Here is a 19,626-nt window from a genome sequence, read left to right as displayed (position 1 = left end):
CAGGCAAGAGATCTCTATGCTTTCAAACAATTCTGAGTGTCAGCGCCTTACTGGCAGGCGCTGGTAGCATCCCTTACAGCAGCAGTGATGCCGCTCAAGGAAAACTTGTAGGAAGTTTTGGTGCCGCGAGCGGACTCGCCAGAAATAGACATGGAACTGCCTGCTTTCATAGCGTCAACCAAACGCTTCTCTTCCGCAGCGTTCTGAACCCATGCGCCGTCACCTTTGGTGAACATGGTGAACTGCTGACCATCAACATTGGTCGTGACCAGAGAGCCTTCTTTAAATGGATAACCCACTATAAAGCTTGGCTCATTGGATACGCCTTCACTTGGACGGGTAGAAACGAAGAAGAAGACTTCACCGTGGTTTCTATCTGTCGGCAGTGATTGTGTTGGTGCGGAAATAGCATAACACACCTTACCACCGCTCTGGGTGTTGAAGGTGTAGGTTGCCCAATCCTTGTTTTCTTTCAAGAGGGCAGGAGACTGCGCATTTGCAGTCGCGCCCGAGATACCAAGAGCCATTAAGGCAGTTATCAGGATACGTGCTTGCATCTTCTCCAAACCGCGTTGCGTACGACAAAATCTGAGATTCTGTGCGAAAACCCATAAAACTTAATGTTAGGGTTACTTTAAAGATGGTTACAAAAGGGTTGATACCCTGTTTTTACAGAGGCAAAAAATTATTTGCCTTTGAACCGCTCCATGAATGCTGGCAACAGAAATCTGGCGGGAGTGTGGCATGCACAGCCATAATATCAAGCGTAAAGCCACTAATGAATTTCCGTTTTAAGTGACGGAAGACAGTAGATATGCAAGTTGATTATTTGCTGTATTTAACGCGCTAGTAAATAAGCGCTAATTGCCTTTAAAAGTTCAGATTTTCCGATGTCTTTTCAAATTAATTGGCAGCATTTCACCCAGTAAAAAATATGGGCGCCTTTCCACATAGTGTTCACAGATTGAGAGAAAATGCGAAGCAAAGAGCCGTTAAGAATTACGAATTTGTAATGTGGAGAGGCTGTGTCGGGCCAAGCGCGAAAATTTAAAAATTTACGCAAGGCATTTGCCATGGTGAGAATTAAAGGTTGCCATTCGAGAATGCATATCAGAAATGGCAACCTGATCTCGAATCACTCAAGAGTTGCTATCGAAGCCCGGAACTTTTCGACCGGTTCGGAAGATCGGAGCGCCATGAACGTGTTCCAGTAGCGGGTCTTTAGGTGCCCCAGCGGTTATAGAGCGTTCGGCGTATTTTCCGTGCGCCATGTAGCGATCATACAAAACCAGAGCAGCAGCGACGCCAACGTTCAAACAGAACTTGGTTGGGATTTTGACGATGTAGTCACAGCGTTCCTGCATCTCTTTGGAGAGGGAGCCGCGCTCAGGGCCAAGGATGTAAGCTGCTTGTAGAGGATGACCGAAGCTTGGCAGCTCAATCGCATCGTCGGTGAGTTCGACACCAACGAGTTTACAGCCGCGTGGGAACTGCATTTCATCAACCGAGTTCCAGGCGAAGTATGGCAGGTGGTCCGGGCTTTTGGAGGTGTCGGCCTTCATGGCTGATCCAAGCCCTTTGATGTGCGCATCAACTGTAAAAAAGTAACTTGCTCCGAATGCATGACCTGTACGCATCAGCGTGCCAACATTCATGGATTTGGAAAGCCCTTCAGAGCCAATAGCAAAATAACCGCGCATGCCCAGTTGTTCTCGTTGTTGATGTTGTGCGCTTCATACCTCCAAGTACGGTGTTCCTGCAAGCCTGCGGGTGGCCTTGAGTGTTTTAATCATAAAGTGACACCAATGGCGGTTTTGAGGTTTGGTGATTGCGCGTGTAATTTTGCGGGTAAGAGAGAGGGCTGTATTTCATGAAAGCTGTTATCTGCGAAAAACTTGGTGGGCCGAGTGATCTGGTTGTTCGGGAACTGGAAGATCCGAGTGCAGGGCCGGGAGAGGTGCTGGTTCGTGTGAAGGCAGCGGCACTCAATTATTTTGATACGCTGATCATTCAAGGCAAATACCAGTTCAAGCCTGAGCTTCCGTTTTCTCCATCAGGTGAGATGGCCGGTATCGTTGAAGCCGTGGGTGAAGGTGTGACCCGCTTCAAGGTTGGGGATCGTGTGGCGTCCTATGCGAAATGGGGGGCAGCGCGTGAGCTGTATGTTGCTCCTGAGGATGAAGTGGTTCTGGTGCCTGAAGCCGTTTCGCTCAAGCATGCCGCTGGTCTTTTGATCACGTATGGTACGGCGATCCATGGGCTGCGAAGTAGGGCGCATTTGCAGCCGGGCGAAAGTGTTGCAGTGCTGGGTGCTTCTGGTGGGGCCGGGCAAGCGGCTGTTGAAGTTGCCAAGCTGATGGGTGGCCGCGTGATCGCCTGTGCTTCTTCTGAAGATAAGCTGGCCCATGCAAAAGCTTGTGGTGCTGATGAGCTAGTTGATTACTCCCAAGGTGGATTGAAGCAGAAGCTGAAAGATCTGACAGACGGCAAAGGGCTTGAGGTCGTTTATGATGTGATCGGCGGTGACTATGCGGATGATGCTTTGCGGGCCACTGGCTGGCGCGGGCGTTATTTGGTTGTTGGGTTTGCGTCTGGCACTATTCAGAGGATCCCGGCAAATCTGGCGCTGCTGAAGGGCTGTGACATCCTCGGTGTGTTTTGGGGAGATGCGGTGGTTCGGGAACCTGAGGAGCATCACAAAGATTGTGAGCAGCTGTTCCAATGGGTGGCTGAGGGCAAGTTGAAGCCGCATATCCACGCGGAGTATCCGTTTGAGGATATCGCTCTTGGTCTGGAGGAGATTTCCAGTCGCAGAGCCAAGGGCAAAGTTCTGCTTATTCCGTAAAGCGCAGATACAGAAAAAGCGGGAGGTTGCTCCCGCTTCTTACTCACATCGTATTGAGTGTTGGAAGATTACGCTTCCAAAACAGCCATGACTGGGGCGTGGTCGGATGGTTTTTCCCAGCCGCGGGCATCACGCATGATCTGGACGTCTTTGGTGTGCTGCGCTGTTTCCGGTGTCATCCAGACGTGATCAAGGCGGCGGCCTTTATCTGATGCGGACCAGTCTTTGGCACGGTAGCTCCACCAAGTGTAGATCTTCTGATCCATCGGCATGTGCTTGCGCATGGTGTCGACGTAGTTGCCAGCTTCACGCACGTCTTCAAGGCGCTGACATTCCAACGGAGTATGGGACACGACTTTGATGAGCTGCTTGTGGGACCATACGTCGTTTTCGTAAGGCGCGATGTTCAGATCGCCAACAACGATGGACTGGCCGTCGAAGCCCTTAAACCAGCTTTCCATCTCATCAAGGAACTTGAGCTTGTGGGCGAACTTGTCGTTGACCTCTGGGTCCGGCACATCACCGCCAGCAGGGACGTAGAAGTTATGGATGCGGACTTTGCCGCCATTGAATGCAACATCTGCTGCGATGTGGCGGGTGTCGCCCATTTCGCAGAACTCTTTGCGTTCAACGTTTTCCAGCGGAACGCGTGAGAGCAGAGCAACGCCATGGTAACCCTTTTGACCGTGCACCTCTACATGGCGGTAACCCAGTTTGTTGATCGCGGCTGTCGGGAAGCTGCCATCCGGGCATTTTGTTTCCTGCAGGCACAACACATCCGGGGCGTGGTCCAGTAACATTTTCTCGACGATCGGAAGACGGAGACGGACTGAGTTAATGTTCCACGTTACAATTTTGAGGCGCTTCGTCATGGGGGCGTTCTTACCTGCTTTGGAGAATCATGGCCTAAACCTAAGGGTTAGGCGCGGTTCTGGCCAGAAAAACTGATATGAACTGTGAGTTTGTTCACGTTATATTCTTCAAGGCAAGACATAAATTGCTTCTAAAACCCGATGTTTTGTCAGGGCACGTTGTTAGCCCCTTGGTGGCACTCTTCTCTTAATTATGCTGGCTGTAAGTTTTGGCCAGCCTGCAGTTAGGATCAGGGTCAAATGAAATACGCAATGTTCGTAGGCTGTTGTCTTGCAGCGGGTATGGTGGCTCAATCTGTGAGTGCCAGCAGTTTGTCGACACGCTCGGGTTCCGTTGATTATCCGGGATTCCGGCAGGTTCAGTTCAGTGAACGCAGCAACATCATCCCACCCATCAAACCTCTGGACCGGCCCGTTGAGCCGGGTGATAGCCTGAGGCCAGGGCAGGCGCAGCCGTATCTGCCGACGGATCGAGGTGCTGATCATCCGTCATTCAATCCACCTCCTGGTGCTTATCCTGCGGGTTCTGCGCGTCCGGGCTCATTGCCACCACCAATACCGGGGCCATCTGGTCCGTTGCCTCCCGCTCCGCCGATAACTGGTTTGCCGCCTGCTGGTGGCGCACCCACTGGACCGGGATTTGGAGGGCCTTCATATGGAGGTCCGGCTTATGGCCGTTGATTGTTCAGAACAACAGGAAGGGGTCATCATGAAGATTATAGCCTGGGTGCTGGCTGGCCTCGTTCTTCTGGCCGTTATCATCTATTCCAACGCTGCCTTTGCGCAGAGTGGTCATGCTGGTTACACGACAACTGGTGTGAACATGAGAACTGGGCCGGGAACCAAGTATCCTGTGATTACGACCATTCCGGCAGGTGGTGTGGTATTTATCAACTACTGCACCAAGAACGGCTCATGGTGTGACCTAACCTTCCGTGGTGCTCCGGGGTGGGTTTCTGCGCGGTATATCCGTTATGGCGTAGAGGGACCGCATTACTCACGTACCCTTCCATATGTTGCGCCTTATGTGGGGCTGCCGTTTATCTATCGGCGGTATCCGATCTATCCACGCTATCCGCATTGGCGCCCTTACCCACACCCACGGCGTGAGATCCCGGCTTATCCGTTGCAGCCATCACGGCCAATTGAAGTGCCAGCTGTTCCTTTAACGCCAGCGCAACCGATCGCTCCGCCAGTCACGCCGTCTATTCCACTGACGCCAGCGCAACCAATCGCGCCGCCATCTGTACCGGCAACACCGTTATCGCCTGCTCAATGAGGAAAAGCTCACGAGGTGTCTCGTGAGCTTTTGTTTTTAGAGCTTATGCTGCCAGCTGGTTTCCACATAGGCGAAGGCATCACCATCTCTACGGATGTGGCCAAGGCCGGGGAAGTCGTGGTGGATGCCAATTACCGGGGTTCTGTCGGCTGAGACGCGATCCAATATTGTTCTGCGCGTTTTTCGGGCCATGTCCTGATCGATGTCGAAGGCGATTGTCCAATCAGGATTGGCGAACTGGAGAGCTGAGGAGTGGATTGTATCGCCCCAGATCAGCACTTCCTCATTGTTGGAGTGAATGCGGATGCCCATGTGGCCCGGTGTATGGCCGGGCAGCAGAACGGCGTCCAGCCCTTTGATGAATTCACCGTCCTTGCTGATGAGTGTTTTGTTGTTGTCGTAAGGTTTTGAAGCGTTCTGTGCGAGGTCTACGAAATTCTGTAGGTCTTTGGGGAAGCGTGCGCGTGTGTTTTCGTCGTTCCAGAAGGTGTGTTCAATCTCATGGACAATGAACTCTGCGTTGGGGAAGAGTTTTTCTCCTGATTTGGAGACAAGACCACCGATATGGTCGATGTGCAGGTGGGTCAGAACGACTGCGTCCACATCAGCGGCATCATATCCGGCGTTCTTCAGGTTTTGGTGGAAGCGGCCCAGAGTTGGGCCCATCAGGTCTGCGGTGCCGGTATCGACAACGACAAGATGTTCCCCCGTATTAATGAGATATCCGTTTACAGAGATAGACATGTCCCCTGTATTGGGGCTACGAAAGTTCTGCTTTAGAGTTTCTTCCGCTACCTTCTGGTCAAATCCCACGACCAATGACGGATCTAATCCCAAGTGTCCGTCAAGAATTGCCGTTACTTCAATGTCTCCTACCGAGAAACGATAGATGCCAGGAACTTGTGCGCCAATTTTGGGTGCTGCTGCCAATGCGATGCTCGACATTGCAGGGGCAATTGCGCCTGCGCCTGCAACAGAGGCGGCTGCGGATAAAAAAGATCGGCGTGAAAGTGTCATGAAAGGCTCCTCATCTACAAGCGATGGGAGCAATATTGTTGGGTTGATGCTGGAAGTGCAGAGGGCCAAGCCTTATCTTGGATATAAGCAGTGCTTATGGGGCAGATCATGGATCTTCTGAATTTACTGGAGAGTTTTGTTCGCGTTATCGACAGTGGATCGCTGAGTGGTGGTGCGCGTCAACGCCATATCAGCCAGCCTGCCATGAGCCAGCAGTTGAACTTGCTGGAAGCGCAGGTGGGGCAGGAGCTGGTTTTTCGAACGAACAAGGGTGTGAAGCCAACAGTGGCGGGTAAGATCGTTTATGAGCATGCCCAGAAGATGCTGCGCCAGAGTGCTCTGATGTTTGAGGCTGTTCAGGAACAGGTGGCTGCCGAGAGCGGATCGCTGGTTGTTTCTGTTTCTCAACCGATGGGTGGCGATATCATTACACCGCTCATTTTTGATCTGCGAAAGCAGTATCCTGATCTTACGGTCTCAATCAGGATGGAAGACCAGTTTATTGATGTGGTCGAGGATGGCATTGATCTGGCCATTCGCACTGGCGCAACGGGGGATACCTCCGGCGTTTCCCGAAAGATTGCGATTGTTGAGACCTGTTTGGCGGCAAGCCCGGATTATCTTGCCAAGCATGGTGTGCCGCGAACTCCAGAGGCTCTCTCTGCACTCAATTACATCCAGTATCGAAACGAGAAACTTGTCGATTCACTCGACCTTTTCAGGCATGGCAAGCGGCATGAGGTGCGTGTGAACTCCGAGTTTGTCGCTGGGCATCCGCAGGTGATGGTGCAGGCGCTTTTGAACTCCGTTGGTTTTACGCGCATGCCATTGTTTATGATGCAGGATTATGAGGAAACCGGCCAATTGCAGCGGTTGCTTCCAGATTATCAATGCGAGGAAAAGCCGGTCTATCTCGTTTATCCTTCCCGCGAAGCGATGACACGGAAGGCAGAGATTTTTATTGAGGCGATGATAGAGCGGTTCAAGGATGCGGCTGGCATCCGGTTGGTTGGGCAAAAGCCTGTGCAGCTTGCCCAACCTGCGTGATTACATTGGGGTCAGACGGTTTCGTTGACCTGTTCATCCACAATGCGGACGATGTCTGACATGATCTCTGTCAGGTGGAAGTCCTTTGGTGTGTAAACGGCTGCAACACCTGCTTTTTTCAGCTCTTCCGCATCTTCAGAAGGAATGATGCCGCCCAGGATGATCGGGATGTCTTCCAGTCCGTTTTCCTTCATCTTGTCGAGCACATCATGAACCAGTGCCAGATGTGAACCGGACAGGATGGACAGGCCAATGACATGGACGCCTTCTTCCAGAGCAGCGTTGACGATTTGTGCTGGCGTGAGGCGGATGCCCTCATAGACAACTTCCATGCCGCAATCACGAGCGCGGACCGCGATTTGCTCAGCACCGTTTGAGTGGCCGTCCAGACCCGGTTTACCAACAAGGAACTTGAGACGACGGCCCAGCTTTTCTGAGAGAGCAGAGACTTTCTGCTGAACGTCTGCGAGGTTTTCGTTGTCATCAGGAGCTGCTTTGCCAACGCCGGTTGGTGCACGGTATTCGCCGAAGACTTCGCGCAGGGCTGCGCCCCATTCACCTGTGGTTGCTCCAGCTTTAGCTGCTTTGATGGAGGCTTCCATGATGTTGTCGTCGGATGAAGCAGCAGCGCGCAGCTCCTGAAGTGCGGCCTGAACCGCGTTGTCATCACGCTCTTCACGCCATGCCTGAATGCGCTGGATTGCTTCTTCTTCTACATGTTCAGGCACAGTGAGGATGCCGCCGTCTTCATCTGAGGCAAGTGGTGAAGGTTCGGTTTCAGTCCATTTGTTGACGCCGACAACGATCTGGTCACCAGACTCGATGCCTGCCAGACGTTTGGAGTTGGACTCCACAAGCTTTTGTTTCATGTAGCTGGACTCGACAGCTGCAACAGCTCCGCCCATCTCTGCAATGCGCGCGAGTTCTTCTCGGGCTTGTTCTTTGAGCAGTTCAACTTTGGCTTCAATCTCTTTGGAGCCGTCAAAGATGTCTGCATATTCCAGCAGGTCGGTCTCGTAGGCCATGATCTGCTGCATGCGCAGGGACCATTGCTGGTCGAATGGGCGTGGCAGGCCGAGGGCTTCGTTCCATGCCGGCAGCTGGACAGCGCGGGCACGGGCATTCTTGGAAAGCACAACGGCGAGCATCTCCACGAGGATGCGGTAGACGTTGTTTTCCGGCTGCTGCTCTGTCAGGCCCAGTGAGTTGACCTGAACGCCATAGCGGAAGCGGCGGTAACGCTCTTCTTCAACGCCGTAGCGTTCGCGGCAGATTTCGTCCCAAAGTTCTGTAAACGCGCGCATTTTGCACATCTCAGTGATGAAGCGCATGCCTGCGTTCACGAAGAAGGAGATGCGGCCCACGAGCTTAGGGAAATCGCTTTCGGACACCACACCAGAGGCACGCACGTTATCCAGAATGGCGATTGCTGTGGCGAGGGCGAAGGAGAGTTCCTGTACTGGTGTCGCTCCTGCTTCCTGCAGGTGGTAGGAACACACGTTCATCGGGTTCCATTTGGGCATATTCGTGTATGTCCATGAAATCACATCGGTTGTGAGACGCATGGACGGGGCAGGCGGGAAGACGTAAGTGCCGCGGGAGAGATACTCCTTGATCAGATCATTCTGCGTGGTGCCTGCAAGCAAGGAGCGGTCTGCGCCCTGTTCATCCGCGGCAGCAGCATAGAGCGCCAGTAGCCAAGGCGCTGTCGCATTGATCGTCATGGAGGTGTTCATGCGCTCCAACGGGATCTCATTGAAGAGCGTGCGCATGTCGCCTAGGTGCGAGACTGGTACGCCTACTTTACCGACTTCACCGCGTGAAAGCGGGTGGTCTGGGTCGTAGCCTGTCTGTGTCGGCAGATCGAACGCGACAGAGAGGCCCGTCTGCCCTTTCGCCAGGTTTGTGCGGTAGAGCCGGTTGCTGTCTGCAGCGTTTGAGTGTCCTGCGTATGTGCGGAACATCCACGGACGGTCTTTAATTGCACCTTTAGGTGAACCGGTACTCATAGTCTATTGCCTCCCTGATCCTGTCAGCATTTTATAAGGGACAAGATCTCTATTCTGCCCACACCTTTGCATAGGTTCTAGTGGTTGGTGCAATGCAACATTAGAAGAAGTATTCTTCGCAAGTTAAGCAATAGTTGTATATATTTTGTGAGTTCTTTGTAATGATAATTCCCAAATAGCCGGTATTGACAGGTTGTATTGTTTTGCGTTGCAGCAAATAGTGGATTGGAAGCGTTAGCAGAAGGACATGCTTTCACTCTCATGAGGGAAGGGCGCAACGCAAACTTGGAGGAGAATATCATGAGTTCCGTTGCACGGGTTGTCGAAGCTGGGTCAGAGGGAGGCTCTGAGTTCAAGGACCTTTATGAGATTGGTGAAATTCCACCGCTGGGACATGTTCCAAAGAACATGTGGGCGTGGGCCATTCGCCAGGATCGCCATGGTTCCCCTGATACAGCAATGGTCAAAGAAGTGGTGCCAACATGGGAGTTGGACAGCCACGAAGTACTCATTCTGGTGATGGCTGCTGGCGTGAACTACAACGGCGTTTGGGCTGCTCTTGGTGAGCCGATTTCTCCGTTGAACGTTCACAAAACGCCGTATCACATTGCGGGATCTGATGCTTCTGGCATCGTGTGGGCCGTTGGTTCCAAGGTAACGCGCTGGAAAGTCGGCGATGAAGTTGTTGTTCACTGTAACCAGGACAACGGCGACGATGAGGAATGTAACGGTGGTGATCCAATGTTCTCCAGCTCCCAGCGGATCTGGGGCTATGAGACGCCTGATGGATCATTCGCGCAGTTTGCACGCGTTCAGTCTCAGCAGTTGATGCATCGTCCGAAGCATCTGACCTGGGAAGAAAGTGCTTGTTATACGCTGACACTGGCGACTGCTTTCCGCATGTTGTTTGGCCATGCGCCGCATGAGCTGAAGCCGGGCCAGAACGTACTGGTTTGGGGTGCTTCCGGTGGTCTTGGTGTGTTTGCTGTGCAGCTGATTGCAGCTGCAGGAGCAAATGCGATCGGGGTGATATCGGATGAGAGCAAGCGCGAGTATGTGATGTCGCTTGGCGCTAAGGCCGTCATCAACCGAAAAGACTTCAATTGCTGGGGCCAGTTGCCGAAGGTGAACTCGCCTGAGTTTGATACCTGGACGAAGGAAGCCCGTAAGTTTGGTAAGGCCATCTGGGAAATTACCGGCAAGGGTAACGACGTGGATATGGTGTTTGAGCACCCTGGTGAGGCGACCTTCCCAGTTTCTGCATTGGTGGTGAAGCGTGGCGGCATGGTGGTGTTCTGTGCGGGTACGACCGGCTTTAACATCACCTTTGATGCGCGCTACGTGTGGATGCGCCAAAAGCGTATTCAGGGCTCTCACTTCGCGCACCTGAAGCAGGCGAGTGAGGCGAACAAGTTCGTGATTGATCGCCGTATCGACCCTTGCATGAGTGAAGTATTCTCATGGGAGCAGATTCCGCAGGCTCATATGAAAATGTGGAAGAACCAGCACGCCCCAGGAAACATGTCGGTTTTGGTATGTTCCCCTAAGACTGGATTGCGTTCTCTTGAGGATGTTATGGAAGCCACTCAAAGCTAAGCAGGCTTAACAAAGGAAGTTGGGGTGTGCGTGCCGCCAACTTCCTTTTTCTTATAAGTTTCTCTCTTATATTTTTTTATTGAATGATCATTCAATATTAGCAAATCCGCGTAGAATTTCTCTATGTTTTTCTTTTTGTAATTTGCGCGATTGAACGGTTCTATTCAGAGCCGTTTTTTTATTTGGATTTACTGTGAAATTACCTGAATTTTCCGTGGGAATTTTCTGTAAAAGAAAGTTTAAAATAGTTGTTTTGCTTCGGTAAATTTTTTTTCTCTTATTTTGCGTTTTAATTGGTGGTAGTAAGGCGTTATATAAGGTTTATAACTTCATATTCGTTGTATTTATAAAGTATTTCTTTTTTGATTTATTTTGCAAAAATATCTTGAGCAGATGTCTAAGTTGACAGGAATTTGAATATATCTATTTTTAATCGTGCAGTTGATGTGCTCAACCTAGCGTGTCCTGCAATTGCTGAGTTTTTGACTTAGCATTACGGCCAGAACGACAAGCTGTCTTTGGCGGCTTTTCTCTCTGACCGAACAAAAAATATGTTTTGGTTGTTTGGAGGCATCCGTGTTGAATTTTAAATCTGCTCTCGCTGCGTGCGTAGTTGCACTACCTTTTGCTGTGTCATCAGCAGAAGCTGCAGATCCTGTTTGTGAACTGGACCGTCCTATTGTTTTTGCTGGTTTGGACTGGGACTCCAATGCGTTTCATAACTCCGTTGCTCAGTTCATCGCTGAGAAGGGGTACGGTTGCCAGACTGACGTAATTCCAGGCTCCACCATTCCGCTTCTGAACGGTATGGCACGCGGCGATATCGACGTGACCATGGAAATCTGGCCAGACAACGTAACTGAAGCACTTGCTGAAGGTCAGGCGAAGAAGCAGTTTGTTGATCTTGGCGTGAACTTCCCGGATGCAACGCAGGCATGGTTTGTGCCGAAGTATCTGGTCGAGGGTGATGATGCGCCTGCAAAGGGCCTGAAGTCCGTTGCTGATCTTCCAAAGTTTAAAGACGTGTTCTCTGATCCTGAAGAGCCAGAGAAGGGCCGCTTCTACAACTGTATTGCTGGTTGGGGCTGTGAGGTCATCAACTCCAAGAAGCTGAATGCTTACAAGCTGAACGATACTTTCGTGAACTTCCGTCCGGGTACAGGTGCTGCGCTGGCTGCCGCGATTGAATCCAACATCCGCCGTAAGAAGCCGATCCTGTTCTACTACTGGGGTCCAACCTGGGTGATGGGTAAGGTTGCTGACGATCTGATCCAGCTGGAAGAGCCTGCCTACAACAAGGAAGTCTGGGATGAGCTCTCTGCTGAGACTGATCCATCCAAGGTGACCAAAGCTGTTGCGTACCCGCTTTCTGCTACGCACGTCTTTGTAAACACCGAGTTCCATACGAAAGCGCCTAAACTGGTTGAGTTCCTGACTGCTTATGAGACCACCAGTAACGACGTTTCCAAGGCACTTGCCTACATGCAGGACACCGGTGGCACCACTGACGATGCTGCAGTTGAGTTCCTGAAAAACAACGAAGAAATCTGGACAGGCTGGGTTCCGGCTGATGTCGCTGAGCGTGTGAAATCTGCTCTGTAATTTCAAAGAGACCTGAGTGCTTTTTGAGAATTAGCGAATAAGAAAACGATCACGGGACCAGGTTCCGTGATCCTTGCTAAGAATAAGAGGATCACATGGCTTTCGACGTGTTTCCCAACTTTGGGAAGCCTATCCGAACTTCCACAAACGATCTGGTTGACTTTCTCGTCGTGAACTACGGCGATGGATTTGAAGCCTTTTCCAACTCCATCCTGTTTTTGCTGGTGAGGCTGGAGCGGCTCCTGCGTGGGGCTGACCCGGTTATCATTCTGGTGTGCATCGGGCTGATCACCTTTGCCGCTAGCCGCCGTTGGGGGCTTAGCGCGGTGATGGTGGCTGCGATGTGGTTTATTGGTACGCTCGGCCTTTGGGAAAAGGCGATGCAGACAGTAGCAATTCTGCTGGTTGCTGTGTTTATTTCCGTAATTATCGGCGTGCCGCTTGGTGTTATCTCCGCCCGTTCAAACCGTTTCAGAGCTTTGCTCAATCCGGTGCTGGATCTTATGCAGACGATCCCGAGCTTTGTTTATCTCATTCCGGCGGCGATGTTGTTTGGTTTGGGTAAGGTTCCAGCAATTCTGGCGACCGTTATCTATGCCGCTCCGCCGCTTATCCGCCTGACTGATCTTGGCATTCGCTATGTTGATGCAGAGGTTGTTGAGGCGAGCCGGGCCTTTGGTGCCACGCGTTGGCAGATCCTGAAGGGTGTTCAGATCCCACTTGCGCTCCCATCCATCATGCAGGGCATTAACCAGACTATGATGATGGCGTTGGCTATGGTCGTGATTGCGTCCATGATTGGTGCACGTGGCGTCGGTGAAACCGTTCTGCTTGGATTGCAGCGCAATGATGCAGGGCAGGGTTTGCTCGGTGGCTTGGCAATTGTTGTTCTTGCTGTTGTGTTCGACCGTATCACACAGTCTGCCGGACAACGGATGCAGGCGCATCGCAAGGTAACAGGGTGAGGCGCTGACATGGCATTGATCGAAGTACAAAACATTACCAAGATTTTTGGTAGCGCTCCCGATAGAGAGCTTGCCAAAGTCAAAGATGGTATGGGCAAGGATCAGCTGCTTGCTGAAACTGGCCACACACTTGGTTTGCATGACGTGTCTCTCAGCATTGAGAAGGGCGAGATCTTTGTGATCATGGGCCTTTCCGGTTCTGGTAAGTCCACGCTCATCCGCCACTTCAACCGCCTGATTGAGCCTACTGACGGGCACATTCTGGTTGATGGCATGGATGTCATGGGCCTTTCCATGAAAGAGCTGGAAGACTTCCGCCGCCATCGCATGTCCATGGTATTCCAGCGCTTTGGCCTGATGCCACACCGTACTGTGGTGCAGAACGTGGCTTATGGTCTGGAAGTGCAGGGCATTGCGAAAGCTGATCGTGAGAAGACTGCTCGTGAATGGATTGAGACGGTAGGGCTTGCTGGTTTTGAAGATCAGTATCCAAGCCAGCTTTCTGGGGGCATGCAGCAACGTGTGGGCCTTGCCCGTGCACTTGCCACTGATGCTGACATTTTGCTGATGGATGAGGCGTTCTCCGCGCTAGATCCGTTGATCCGCTCTCAGATGCAGGACCAGTTGGTTGAGCTTCAGGAGAAGCTTCATAAGACCATCGTGTTCATCACGCATGACCTGGATGAAGCGCTGCGTATTGGTGACAAGATTGCGATCCTGAAAGATGGGGTCTTGTCTCAGGTTGGTACGCCGCCTGAAATTCTGCTTGAGCCTGCCGATGATTATGTGCGTGCGTTTGTTCGTGATGTGAACCGTGCCCGGGTGCTGACAGTCGATACCGTTATGCAGCCGCCAGCCTTGCGCATTACCCATGACAACATGGAAAAAGCACTGGCTGATATGCGTCGCCATGATGAAGACTTCGGCTATGTGATTGAGAACAAAGAGTTCCGCGGTATCGTTACGCAGGAAGCCCTCGCTGAGGAAGTTGCTAAACCTGGTGATAGTCCATCTCTTTATGCCTTTGCTGATGACAGCAATGCAGTGGAGTTGGAAAGCACTTTGGAAGAAGCATTACCAACCACTCTGGAAGCGGATTATCCGGTTCCTGTTGTGTGCGAGGATGGACGCCTCATGGGTGTTCTGAGCCCTGAAGAGATGGGCAGTGTGCTGACGCCGCCAGAAGAGCATTCTGAGGAAGCGGATGACGGCACTGAAGAGAAAGTCAAGGATGAGCAGGCGGAAGCGCCAGCCAAGCCTCATGCTTTGAAAGAAGCTTCCTAAGCATTCTCTCTTTTTGTTTTAAAAGGTCGGGTTCGCCCGGCCTTTTTTATTCACTTATGCGTGTGTTTTTAGTTTGAGCTTGGTTTGCCTTATTTAGTAGGTAGTGTGGCTCTGAGATTCGAATTTTGCCGAAAAGTGATTTTGCATGAAGATGTTTCGTGGTGCGGGCATTGCTCTCTTTCTTGCCGTTGGTGTGACGCTTTCTGGTTGTGTCAGTACCGAAGAAACGCCTAGCTACTATCAAAATCTGGAGAGCCATTCTGCCCAGATTGATGCCAGTACCGTAGCTTCCATGATCTCCAGCTATCGCTCGCAAAAAGATCTTCCTCCTGTCACTGTTGATCCTGAGTTGATGCGAATTGCGCAGGCTCAGGCTGATGGCATGGCCCGTACTGAGGACGTGAATGCGGCCCGTAAGGGTGATCTGAAGCTTTCTGTTTTGATGAAAAATGCCGGGCTGGGTGATGAGCATGCGGTCAATAACCTGAGTGCAGGTTATCGCAGATGGGCAGAGGCTTTTTCTGGTTGGCGTGACTCTCCAAAGCATAATGCGGTGATGTTGGATGCGGAGGGAACTCGCATTGGTATTGCGACCGCTTATGCTCCGCGCTCAAAGTACAAGGTTTTCTGGAGCTTGGTTGTCGCCGGACCGCGTTAACCTCCTTTCGGGTTCTTGCTAAAAGAACGACCAAAGGCCAGTTTCTCATTGTGCGCTGCAGCGGTACACTCTCCTCACTATTTATTTTGGGCCTAGAGGAATTCTGGTGTGCTGCCACCACTGACTTCATACGAGGAATTGCGCGCGGCGTTTCGTTGGAACGTTCCTGCGCGCTACAACATTGCTCAGGATGCGTGTGATCGTTGGGCTGATGTTGAGCCAGATCGCACCGCTTTGCTGCATGTGCTGCCTTCTGGCGATGTGGAAGAGTGGAGTTATGGCCGTCTTAAAAGAAACTCCTGTCAGCTTGCAAATGCGCTCAAGTCTCTAGGCGTCGCTTCGCAGGATCGTGTGGCTTTGTTGCTGCCACAGGCCCCTGAAACAGCTGTCTCTCATCTTGCCATTTATCGACTTGGCGCGATTGCTGTGCCGCTTGCTGCCTTGTTTGGGCCAGAAGCGCTGCGGTATCGGTTAGAGAATGCTGGTGCGAAGGTGGTGATCACCAATAAGGCTGGGCTTGAAAAGCTCTCTGCGCTTCGTGAGCAACTGCCGTTTCTTGAGCACGTGCTCTGCGTTGATGGAGCTGGTGACGGTGCTCTTGAGTTCTGGAGCTTGTTAGAGCGAGGTTCTGATCAGTTTGAGGGCTGTGCGACAAGTCCTGATGATCCTGCATTGATGATCTATACCTCAGGCACGACCGGACAGCCGAAAGGTGCTCTGCTCGCTCATCGTGTGCTGCTGGGACACCTTCCGGGCATCCAGATGGCCCATGAAATGCTGCCGCAGTCTGGTGACTTGTTCTGGACGCCTGCTGACTGGGCGTGGGCTGGTGGCTTGTTGAATGCCCTTCTGCCCTCATTGAAGTTTGGGGTGCCTGTTTTAACGGCGCGGATCGATAAATTTGATCCGGAAGGTGCCTTTGACCTGATGGTGCGTCACGGTGTTCGCAATGCGTTTATTCCGCCGACGGCCTTAAAGATGATGCGCAGTGTGGATCATCGTAAGTACTCAGATAAGCTTCAATTGCGTTCGGTATGCTCGGCTGGTGAAGCTTTGGGGCGCGAGGCGTTTGTCTGGTGTCAGGAAGCTCTTGGTGTCTCTCCAAACGAGATGTATGGCCAGACGGAATGCAATCTCGTTCTTGGTTCCGGAGCTGGATTAGGCGTGTCTCGTGCTGGCGCGATCGGCAAGCCGGTGCCGGGGCATGAGGTTGCTGTCATTCGCCCGGATGGTTCGATTTGTGAGCCTGAAGAGCAGGGTGAGATCGCGGTTCGCCGTGGTACACCGGTGATGTTCCTCGGCTATTGGCAGCGCCCAGATGCGGATGAGACGAAGTTTCTGGGTGACTGGATGCTGACAGGTGATCAGGGCGTCGTTGATGCTGACGGCTATTTCCACTTTGTCGGGCGCAATGATGATGTGATCACTTCTGCGGGATACCGTATTGGACCGACAGAGATTGAAGACTGCCTGATCAAACATGAGGCTGTTGGACTAGCCGCTGTGGTGGGCAAGCCGGATCCTGTGCGCACCGAGATCGTGAAGGCCTATGTTGTGCTGAAAGACGGTTATGAGCCGAGCGAGGGCTTGGTGGATGATATTCGTCAGTATGTGCGTGTGAGCCTTTCTGCCCACGAGTATCCGCGCGAGATTGAGTTTGTCTCCGAGATGCCTTTGACGACCAGCGGTAAGGTTATTCGCCGGATTTTGCGCAGCAGAGCGCAGGAAGAAGCTGAGTTGGTTGAAGGCTAGCGTTTATTTGCGGCCCAGCAGCTTCTTTAGTTTGCTCTTCAATGCTTGTTTTATGCGAGCACCAGTTTCTGCTTCCCACATTGCAAAGCGGGCCAGTGGGCCTTTGCCAATGAGGAGAGTGGTGTAGGCGAACCTTGCCGTCCAGGCTTTGTTGGCCATTTGGTTGTCTGGTGTCGAAAGGGAGTCTGCACCTGAGAAATCCGGGTCCTCTAGGAGCTTCTGTGTGCTGTAATAGATGAGTAGTTGCCCGGGAGAGAACTTGGCGAGGTTCTCGTCGAACGTTGTTTTCCAGCCAAAGATGCGGCCTTGTTCGCGAAGCAGGATGTTAGTCGCGATTAGCTTGTCATCCAGATGCAGCTGACCAATGCGAATGCCATCAGATTTGCCTGAGTTTATGACCATCTCGCGCGTGAAGGCTGCGTCAGGTTCTCTGGAGAGCAGGGCCGTGCCTTGCTTGCCTTTCCATCCTGCTGCTTCCAGCTTGAGGAACTCTTCAAGACCTCTTTGAGTATCCTCTGTAGTTTCCAGCATGGAGAAGGAGAGTGTGCCTTGCTTTTCCAGTCGACGTTGGTTTTTAAAAACACCCTTCCATGAAGAGCGTTTTTTCAAAGCATCAAATGCGGTTTGTCCTTCAGGACCAGCAGGCTGGAATGCGCGGGTTTCCTGAGTAGCAACGTGTTGCTGCCAGTCGTGCATGCTCAGGGTGCTCTGCAGCTGCTTATAGGTAGCGCCCTTTGTTCCATGGAACGGCAGCAGCAGTGTTTTTGCTGGGCTTAGGTTACAGGTTGCCTCAAGTAAATTGCCCAGGATTGCTGGTGTTGCTTCTTCGGAGAGAAGCAGAGTGCCCAGTGGGCCATAATCTCCAGCCAGCGTACTGGGTAGTTTGAAGAGCAGGCCGCGCCTAACCATCATGATCGGCAGAGCTGCAAGGGCTTTGGTGCCGGAAGGGTCCAGCGCCAACAGCAGCTTGATAGAGTGGTTTGCCTTATGTTTGTTGAAGGCCGTTACGAAGCTTCTGGAGAAGAACGGGTTGGGCTCCAGCGCATGTTGGGAGAGGTTTTGCCACAGATGGTCTGCGGCTTTGTCCTTGCCGGGTATCAGCAGTTTGATGGTCGCGCTATCCTGCTTCATTGACTGGGTTTTCCCGTCTCTTCAATGGCAAAATGAATGTGTGCAGGCCCAAAAGTCTGTAGGCGCTGCGGTAAAGAACACATGCTTCAAAAATGATGACCAGGGTGGTTGCCAGAGCAGCCCCGTAAAGGCCTAGCACCGGAATGAGTGCAGAGTTGAGAATGAAGTTCACAACGAAGACTGTGGCATAGATCTTAGCGCAGGTGTTTTGATGACCTGAGAGGGTCAACAATGCATCTACGGGGCCGACAGCTGCACGAGCAAGCACTCCGATAATGAGAATGTAGAGAATTGGTGTGCCTTGGGCGAAATCCTCACCAAACAAGGAGAGGAGGAATGGCCCGACAATCATGATGAAACCAGCCATCAGCAGTGTTGGCCAGAAGGTCATTTTGGCAGCGCTGCCTACAAAGTCTTTGAGACCAGCCCTGTCGTTGGAATGGTAGAGCCGCGCCATGCGTGGAGCGCTGGCTGCGCGGACGGCATAATAAACAAAATGCATCAATGCGAGGGTGCGGGATGCAGCAAAGTAGATGCCGACCTGATCCGGAGATAGCCAGAGGCCGATCAGGATTACATCGGAGCTGGTGATAAGCTGAAAGAAGCCATCTACCGCTAGCATCGGCACGGACACCAGCAGCCACGATTTAATCTGCAACTTGCGTGGGGCAGGGTGGCGGACTTTATGCAGGGATACTTCCATCATGATTGTCTGGACAAAGGTGATGGTCCAGACAGCTGCGATGGTGACAATGCAAGCTGTTACCGCAGTTGGTGGGTAATCCATCCAGAGTGCAATCAGCATAAAGGCCAGCACCAGCAAAGGGCGTCCAATGAAGTCTGGCACCATGGCTTTGAGTTGCCAATCTTGCGCTCTGGCAATGCCTTCCAACATGCCTGTGTAGGTGTGCATGGGCAGGCAGATGGCGATCAGATAAAGCGGCAGGATGTAACTGTTGCTGATGAAGTCAGAGAAGAGCCAGGCAATCGCAACGCCAATGACAGCGATGGTTGTTGAGCTGAGCAGAACAAGGAAGCGGGCGCTAAAGAGCAGGCCGTTGAGGAGTTCGTATTGCTTCTTTTCCAGATACTCCGGGATGAACCGGAGGAGAGAGACTGAGAAGCCAAGCCCTGAAAAGACGCTCAGAATGATCACAACCGTCCAGACAACAATGAAGATGCCGTACTCTGAAGCTCCCATCCAGCGGGCCAGAATGACCTGCATGATGTAGGCAAGTGCAGCACTGGCGACACGCAGTGCAAAGACGAGTAAGGCAGACCGCTGTGCTCCTCCAGCTTCGCCTTTGCTGAAGAGAGTACTGAGTATTTTGTCCAGAATCGGCAGCAGTTTTGCTTGGGTGCTATGGGGTAAAAGCACCGCTGCCCATTTGAGGAGGAGTTCTTGCACGCGATATGCCCTAATTATTTCTGGTCAATTATTACTAGTATGAAAATTAATATTTTCAGAATGTGAAGTGTTGGGATTGCTGCCTCGATCTGTCTCCAAATGAAAACAGAGGCTTAGCTGAAGTCGTAGCACTGTGAAATTTTTATGCTGATATCTCGATG

Annotated in this window: 16 protein-coding genes and 1 pseudogene; 10 read left to right on the top strand and 7 right to left on the bottom strand. The window is 52.0% G+C overall.

The window, feature by feature from the left end; translation table 11 throughout:
* Nucleotides 1-47: 47 nt before the first annotated feature.
* Entirely contained in the window at nt 48-527 is a 480-nt protein-coding gene (locus PSE_RS00605) for an invasion associated locus B family protein (protein WP_008550537.1), read from the bottom strand.
* A gap of 612 nt (nt 528-1,139) precedes the next feature.
* A complete protein-coding gene (locus PSE_RS00600) occupies nt 1,140-1,700 on the bottom strand; it encodes an RNA methyltransferase (RefSeq protein ID WP_014283098.1) in 561 nt (186 codons plus the stop codon).
* Between the two features lie 170 nt (nt 1,701-1,870).
* On the opposite strand from PSE_RS00600, the gene PSE_RS00595 reads away from it, so the two are divergent.
* A complete protein-coding gene (locus PSE_RS00595; RefSeq protein WP_014283097.1) occupies nt 1,871-2,845 on the top strand; it encodes an NADPH:quinone oxidoreductase family protein in 975 nt (324 codons plus the stop codon).
* 68 nt (nt 2,846-2,913) lie between these two features.
* On the opposite strand, the gene xth is transcribed toward PSE_RS00595, so the two are convergent.
* Entirely contained in the window at nt 2,914-3,717 is an 804-nt protein-coding gene (xth, locus tag PSE_RS00590; RefSeq protein WP_193384383.1) for an exodeoxyribonuclease III, read from the bottom strand.
* Nucleotides 3,718-3,957: 240 nt separating this feature from the next.
* On the opposite strand from xth, the gene PSE_RS27160 reads away from it, so the two are divergent.
* Together PSE_RS27160 and PSE_RS00585 are read left to right on the top strand one after the other, a co-directional pair.
* On the top strand, nt 3,958-4,398 hold the full coding sequence (locus PSE_RS27160; protein WP_148266062.1) for a hypothetical protein: 441 nt from the start codon (nt 3,958-3,960) through the stop codon (nt 4,396-4,398).
* A 28-nt stretch (nt 4,399-4,426) separates the two neighbouring features.
* Entirely contained in the window at nt 4,427-4,996 is a 570-nt protein-coding gene (locus PSE_RS00585; RefSeq protein ID WP_208990317.1) for an SH3 domain-containing protein, read from the top strand.
* A 36-nt stretch (nt 4,997-5,032) separates the two neighbouring features.
* Here PSE_RS00585 and PSE_RS00580 read toward each other — a convergent pair whose 3' ends face one another.
* On the bottom strand, nt 5,033-6,013 hold the full coding sequence (locus PSE_RS00580) for an MBL fold metallo-hydrolase (RefSeq protein ID WP_014283093.1): 981 nt from the start codon (nt 6,011-6,013) through the stop codon (nt 5,033-5,035).
* A 108-nt stretch (nt 6,014-6,121) separates the two neighbouring features.
* Between PSE_RS00580 and PSE_RS00575 the strand changes: the two genes are divergently transcribed.
* Entirely contained in the window at nt 6,122-7,060 is a 939-nt protein-coding gene (locus PSE_RS00575; protein ID WP_208998054.1) for a LysR family transcriptional regulator, read from the top strand.
* A gap of 11 nt (nt 7,061-7,071) precedes the next feature.
* Here the strand turns inward: PSE_RS00575 and PSE_RS00570 are convergent, their stop codons facing one another.
* Nucleotides 7,072-9,069, bottom strand: coding sequence for a protein meaA (locus tag PSE_RS00570; protein ID WP_014283091.1), 1,998 nt, complete (start codon nt 9,067-9,069; stop codon nt 7,072-7,074).
* 300 nt (nt 9,070-9,369) lie between these two features.
* Here PSE_RS00570 and ccrA point away from each other — a divergent pair, with 300 nt between their 5' ends.
* The 6 genes and pseudogenes from ccrA (at nt 9,370) to PSE_RS00540 (ending at nt 16,926) form a co-directional block, all read left to right on the top strand.
* On the top strand, nt 9,370-10,665 hold the full coding sequence (ccrA, locus tag PSE_RS00565) for a crotonyl-CoA carboxylase/reductase (RefSeq protein WP_041767757.1): 1,296 nt from the start codon (nt 9,370-9,372) through the stop codon (nt 10,663-10,665).
* Between the two features lie 576 nt (nt 10,666-11,241).
* Nucleotides 11,242-12,267: an ABC transporter substrate-binding protein gene (locus PSE_RS00560; protein WP_008550338.1), complete on the top strand. Its 1,026-nt coding sequence runs from the start codon at nt 11,242-11,244 to the stop codon at nt 12,265-12,267.
* Between the two features lie 107 nt (nt 12,268-12,374).
* The gene (locus PSE_RS00555) at nt 12,375-13,232 is read left to right on the top strand and encodes a proline/glycine betaine ABC transporter permease (protein WP_083416910.1); all 858 of its coding nucleotides are present in this window, start codon (nt 12,375-12,377) and stop codon (nt 13,230-13,232) included.
* 9 nt (nt 13,233-13,241) lie between these two features.
* Nucleotides 13,242-14,381, top strand: a pseudogene (locus PSE_RS00550) (glycine betaine/L-proline ABC transporter ATP-binding protein); the annotation flags it as partial.
* Between the two features lie 280 nt (nt 14,382-14,661).
* The gene (locus PSE_RS00545) at nt 14,662-15,174 is read left to right on the top strand and encodes a CAP domain-containing protein (RefSeq protein WP_014283086.1); all 513 of its coding nucleotides are present in this window, start codon (nt 14,662-14,664) and stop codon (nt 15,172-15,174) included.
* A 108-nt stretch (nt 15,175-15,282) separates the two neighbouring features.
* Nucleotides 15,283-16,926, top strand: a complete 1,644-nt coding sequence (locus PSE_RS00540; protein ID WP_014283085.1) for an AMP-binding protein — start codon at nt 15,283-15,285, stop codon at nt 16,924-16,926.
* A 3-nt stretch (nt 16,927-16,929) separates the two neighbouring features.
* On the opposite strand, the gene PSE_RS00535 is transcribed toward PSE_RS00540, so the two are convergent.
* Nucleotides 16,930-18,057 carry a GNAT family N-acetyltransferase gene (locus PSE_RS00535; RefSeq protein WP_014283084.1) on the bottom strand — a complete coding sequence of 376 codons (1,128 nt, stop codon included), beginning with the start codon at nt 18,055-18,057 and terminating at the stop codon, nt 16,930-16,932.
* Nucleotides 18,044-19,465, bottom strand: a complete 1,422-nt coding sequence (locus tag PSE_RS00530) for a lipopolysaccharide biosynthesis protein (RefSeq protein WP_014283083.1) — start codon at nt 19,463-19,465, stop codon at nt 18,044-18,046. The genes PSE_RS00535 and PSE_RS00530 overlap by 14 nt, the downstream gene beginning before the upstream one ends.
* Nucleotides 19,466-19,626 lie beyond the last annotated feature (161 nt).

The sequence above is a fragment of the Pseudovibrio sp. FO-BEG1 genome, assembly GCF_000236645.1.
In the GTDB taxonomy this organism is placed as follows: domain Bacteria; phylum Pseudomonadota; class Alphaproteobacteria; order Rhizobiales; family Stappiaceae; genus Pseudovibrio.
The sequence above is the reverse complement of the archived record's forward strand: the minus strand, read 5'-3'. Positions and strand labels throughout refer to the sequence as shown.

Bases quoted from the DNA above. Each gene is read 5' to 3' on its own strand.
- PSE_RS00605 (WP_008550537.1), bottom strand. From the start codon at position 527: ATGGCTCTTGGTATCTCGGGCGCGACTGCAAATGCGCAGTCTCCTGCC.
- PSE_RS00600 (WP_014283098.1), bottom strand. From the start codon at position 1,700: ATGCGCGGTTATTTTGCTATTGGCTCTGAAGGGCTTTCCAAATCCATG.
- PSE_RS00595 (WP_014283097.1), top strand. From the start codon at position 1,871: ATGAAAGCTGTTATCTGCGAAAAACTTGGTGGGCCGAGTGATCTGGTT.
- xth (WP_193384383.1), bottom strand. From the start codon at position 3,717: ATGACGAAGCGCCTCAAAATTGTAACGTGGAACATTAACTCAGTCCGT.
- PSE_RS27160 (WP_148266062.1), top strand. From the start codon at position 3,958: ATGAAATACGCAATGTTCGTAGGCTGTTGTCTTGCAGCGGGTATGGTG.
- PSE_RS00585 (WP_208990317.1), top strand. From the start codon at position 4,427: ATGAAGATTATAGCCTGGGTGCTGGCTGGCCTCGTTCTTCTGGCCGTT.
- PSE_RS00580 (WP_014283093.1), bottom strand. From the start codon at position 6,013: ATGACACTTTCACGCCGATCTTTTTTATCCGCAGCCGCCTCTGTTGCA.
- PSE_RS00575 (WP_208998054.1), top strand. From the start codon at position 6,122: ATGGATCTTCTGAATTTACTGGAGAGTTTTGTTCGCGTTATCGACAGT.
- PSE_RS00570 (WP_014283091.1), bottom strand. From the start codon at position 9,069: ATGAGTACCGGTTCACCTAAAGGTGCAATTAAAGACCGTCCGTGGATG.
- ccrA (WP_041767757.1), top strand. From the start codon at position 9,370: ATGAGTTCCGTTGCACGGGTTGTCGAAGCTGGGTCAGAGGGAGGCTCT.
- PSE_RS00545 (WP_014283086.1), top strand. From the start codon at position 14,662: ATGAAGATGTTTCGTGGTGCGGGCATTGCTCTCTTTCTTGCCGTTGGT.
- PSE_RS00535 (WP_014283084.1), bottom strand. From the start codon at position 18,057: ATGAAGCAGGATAGCGCGACCATCAAACTGCTGATACCCGGCAAGGAC.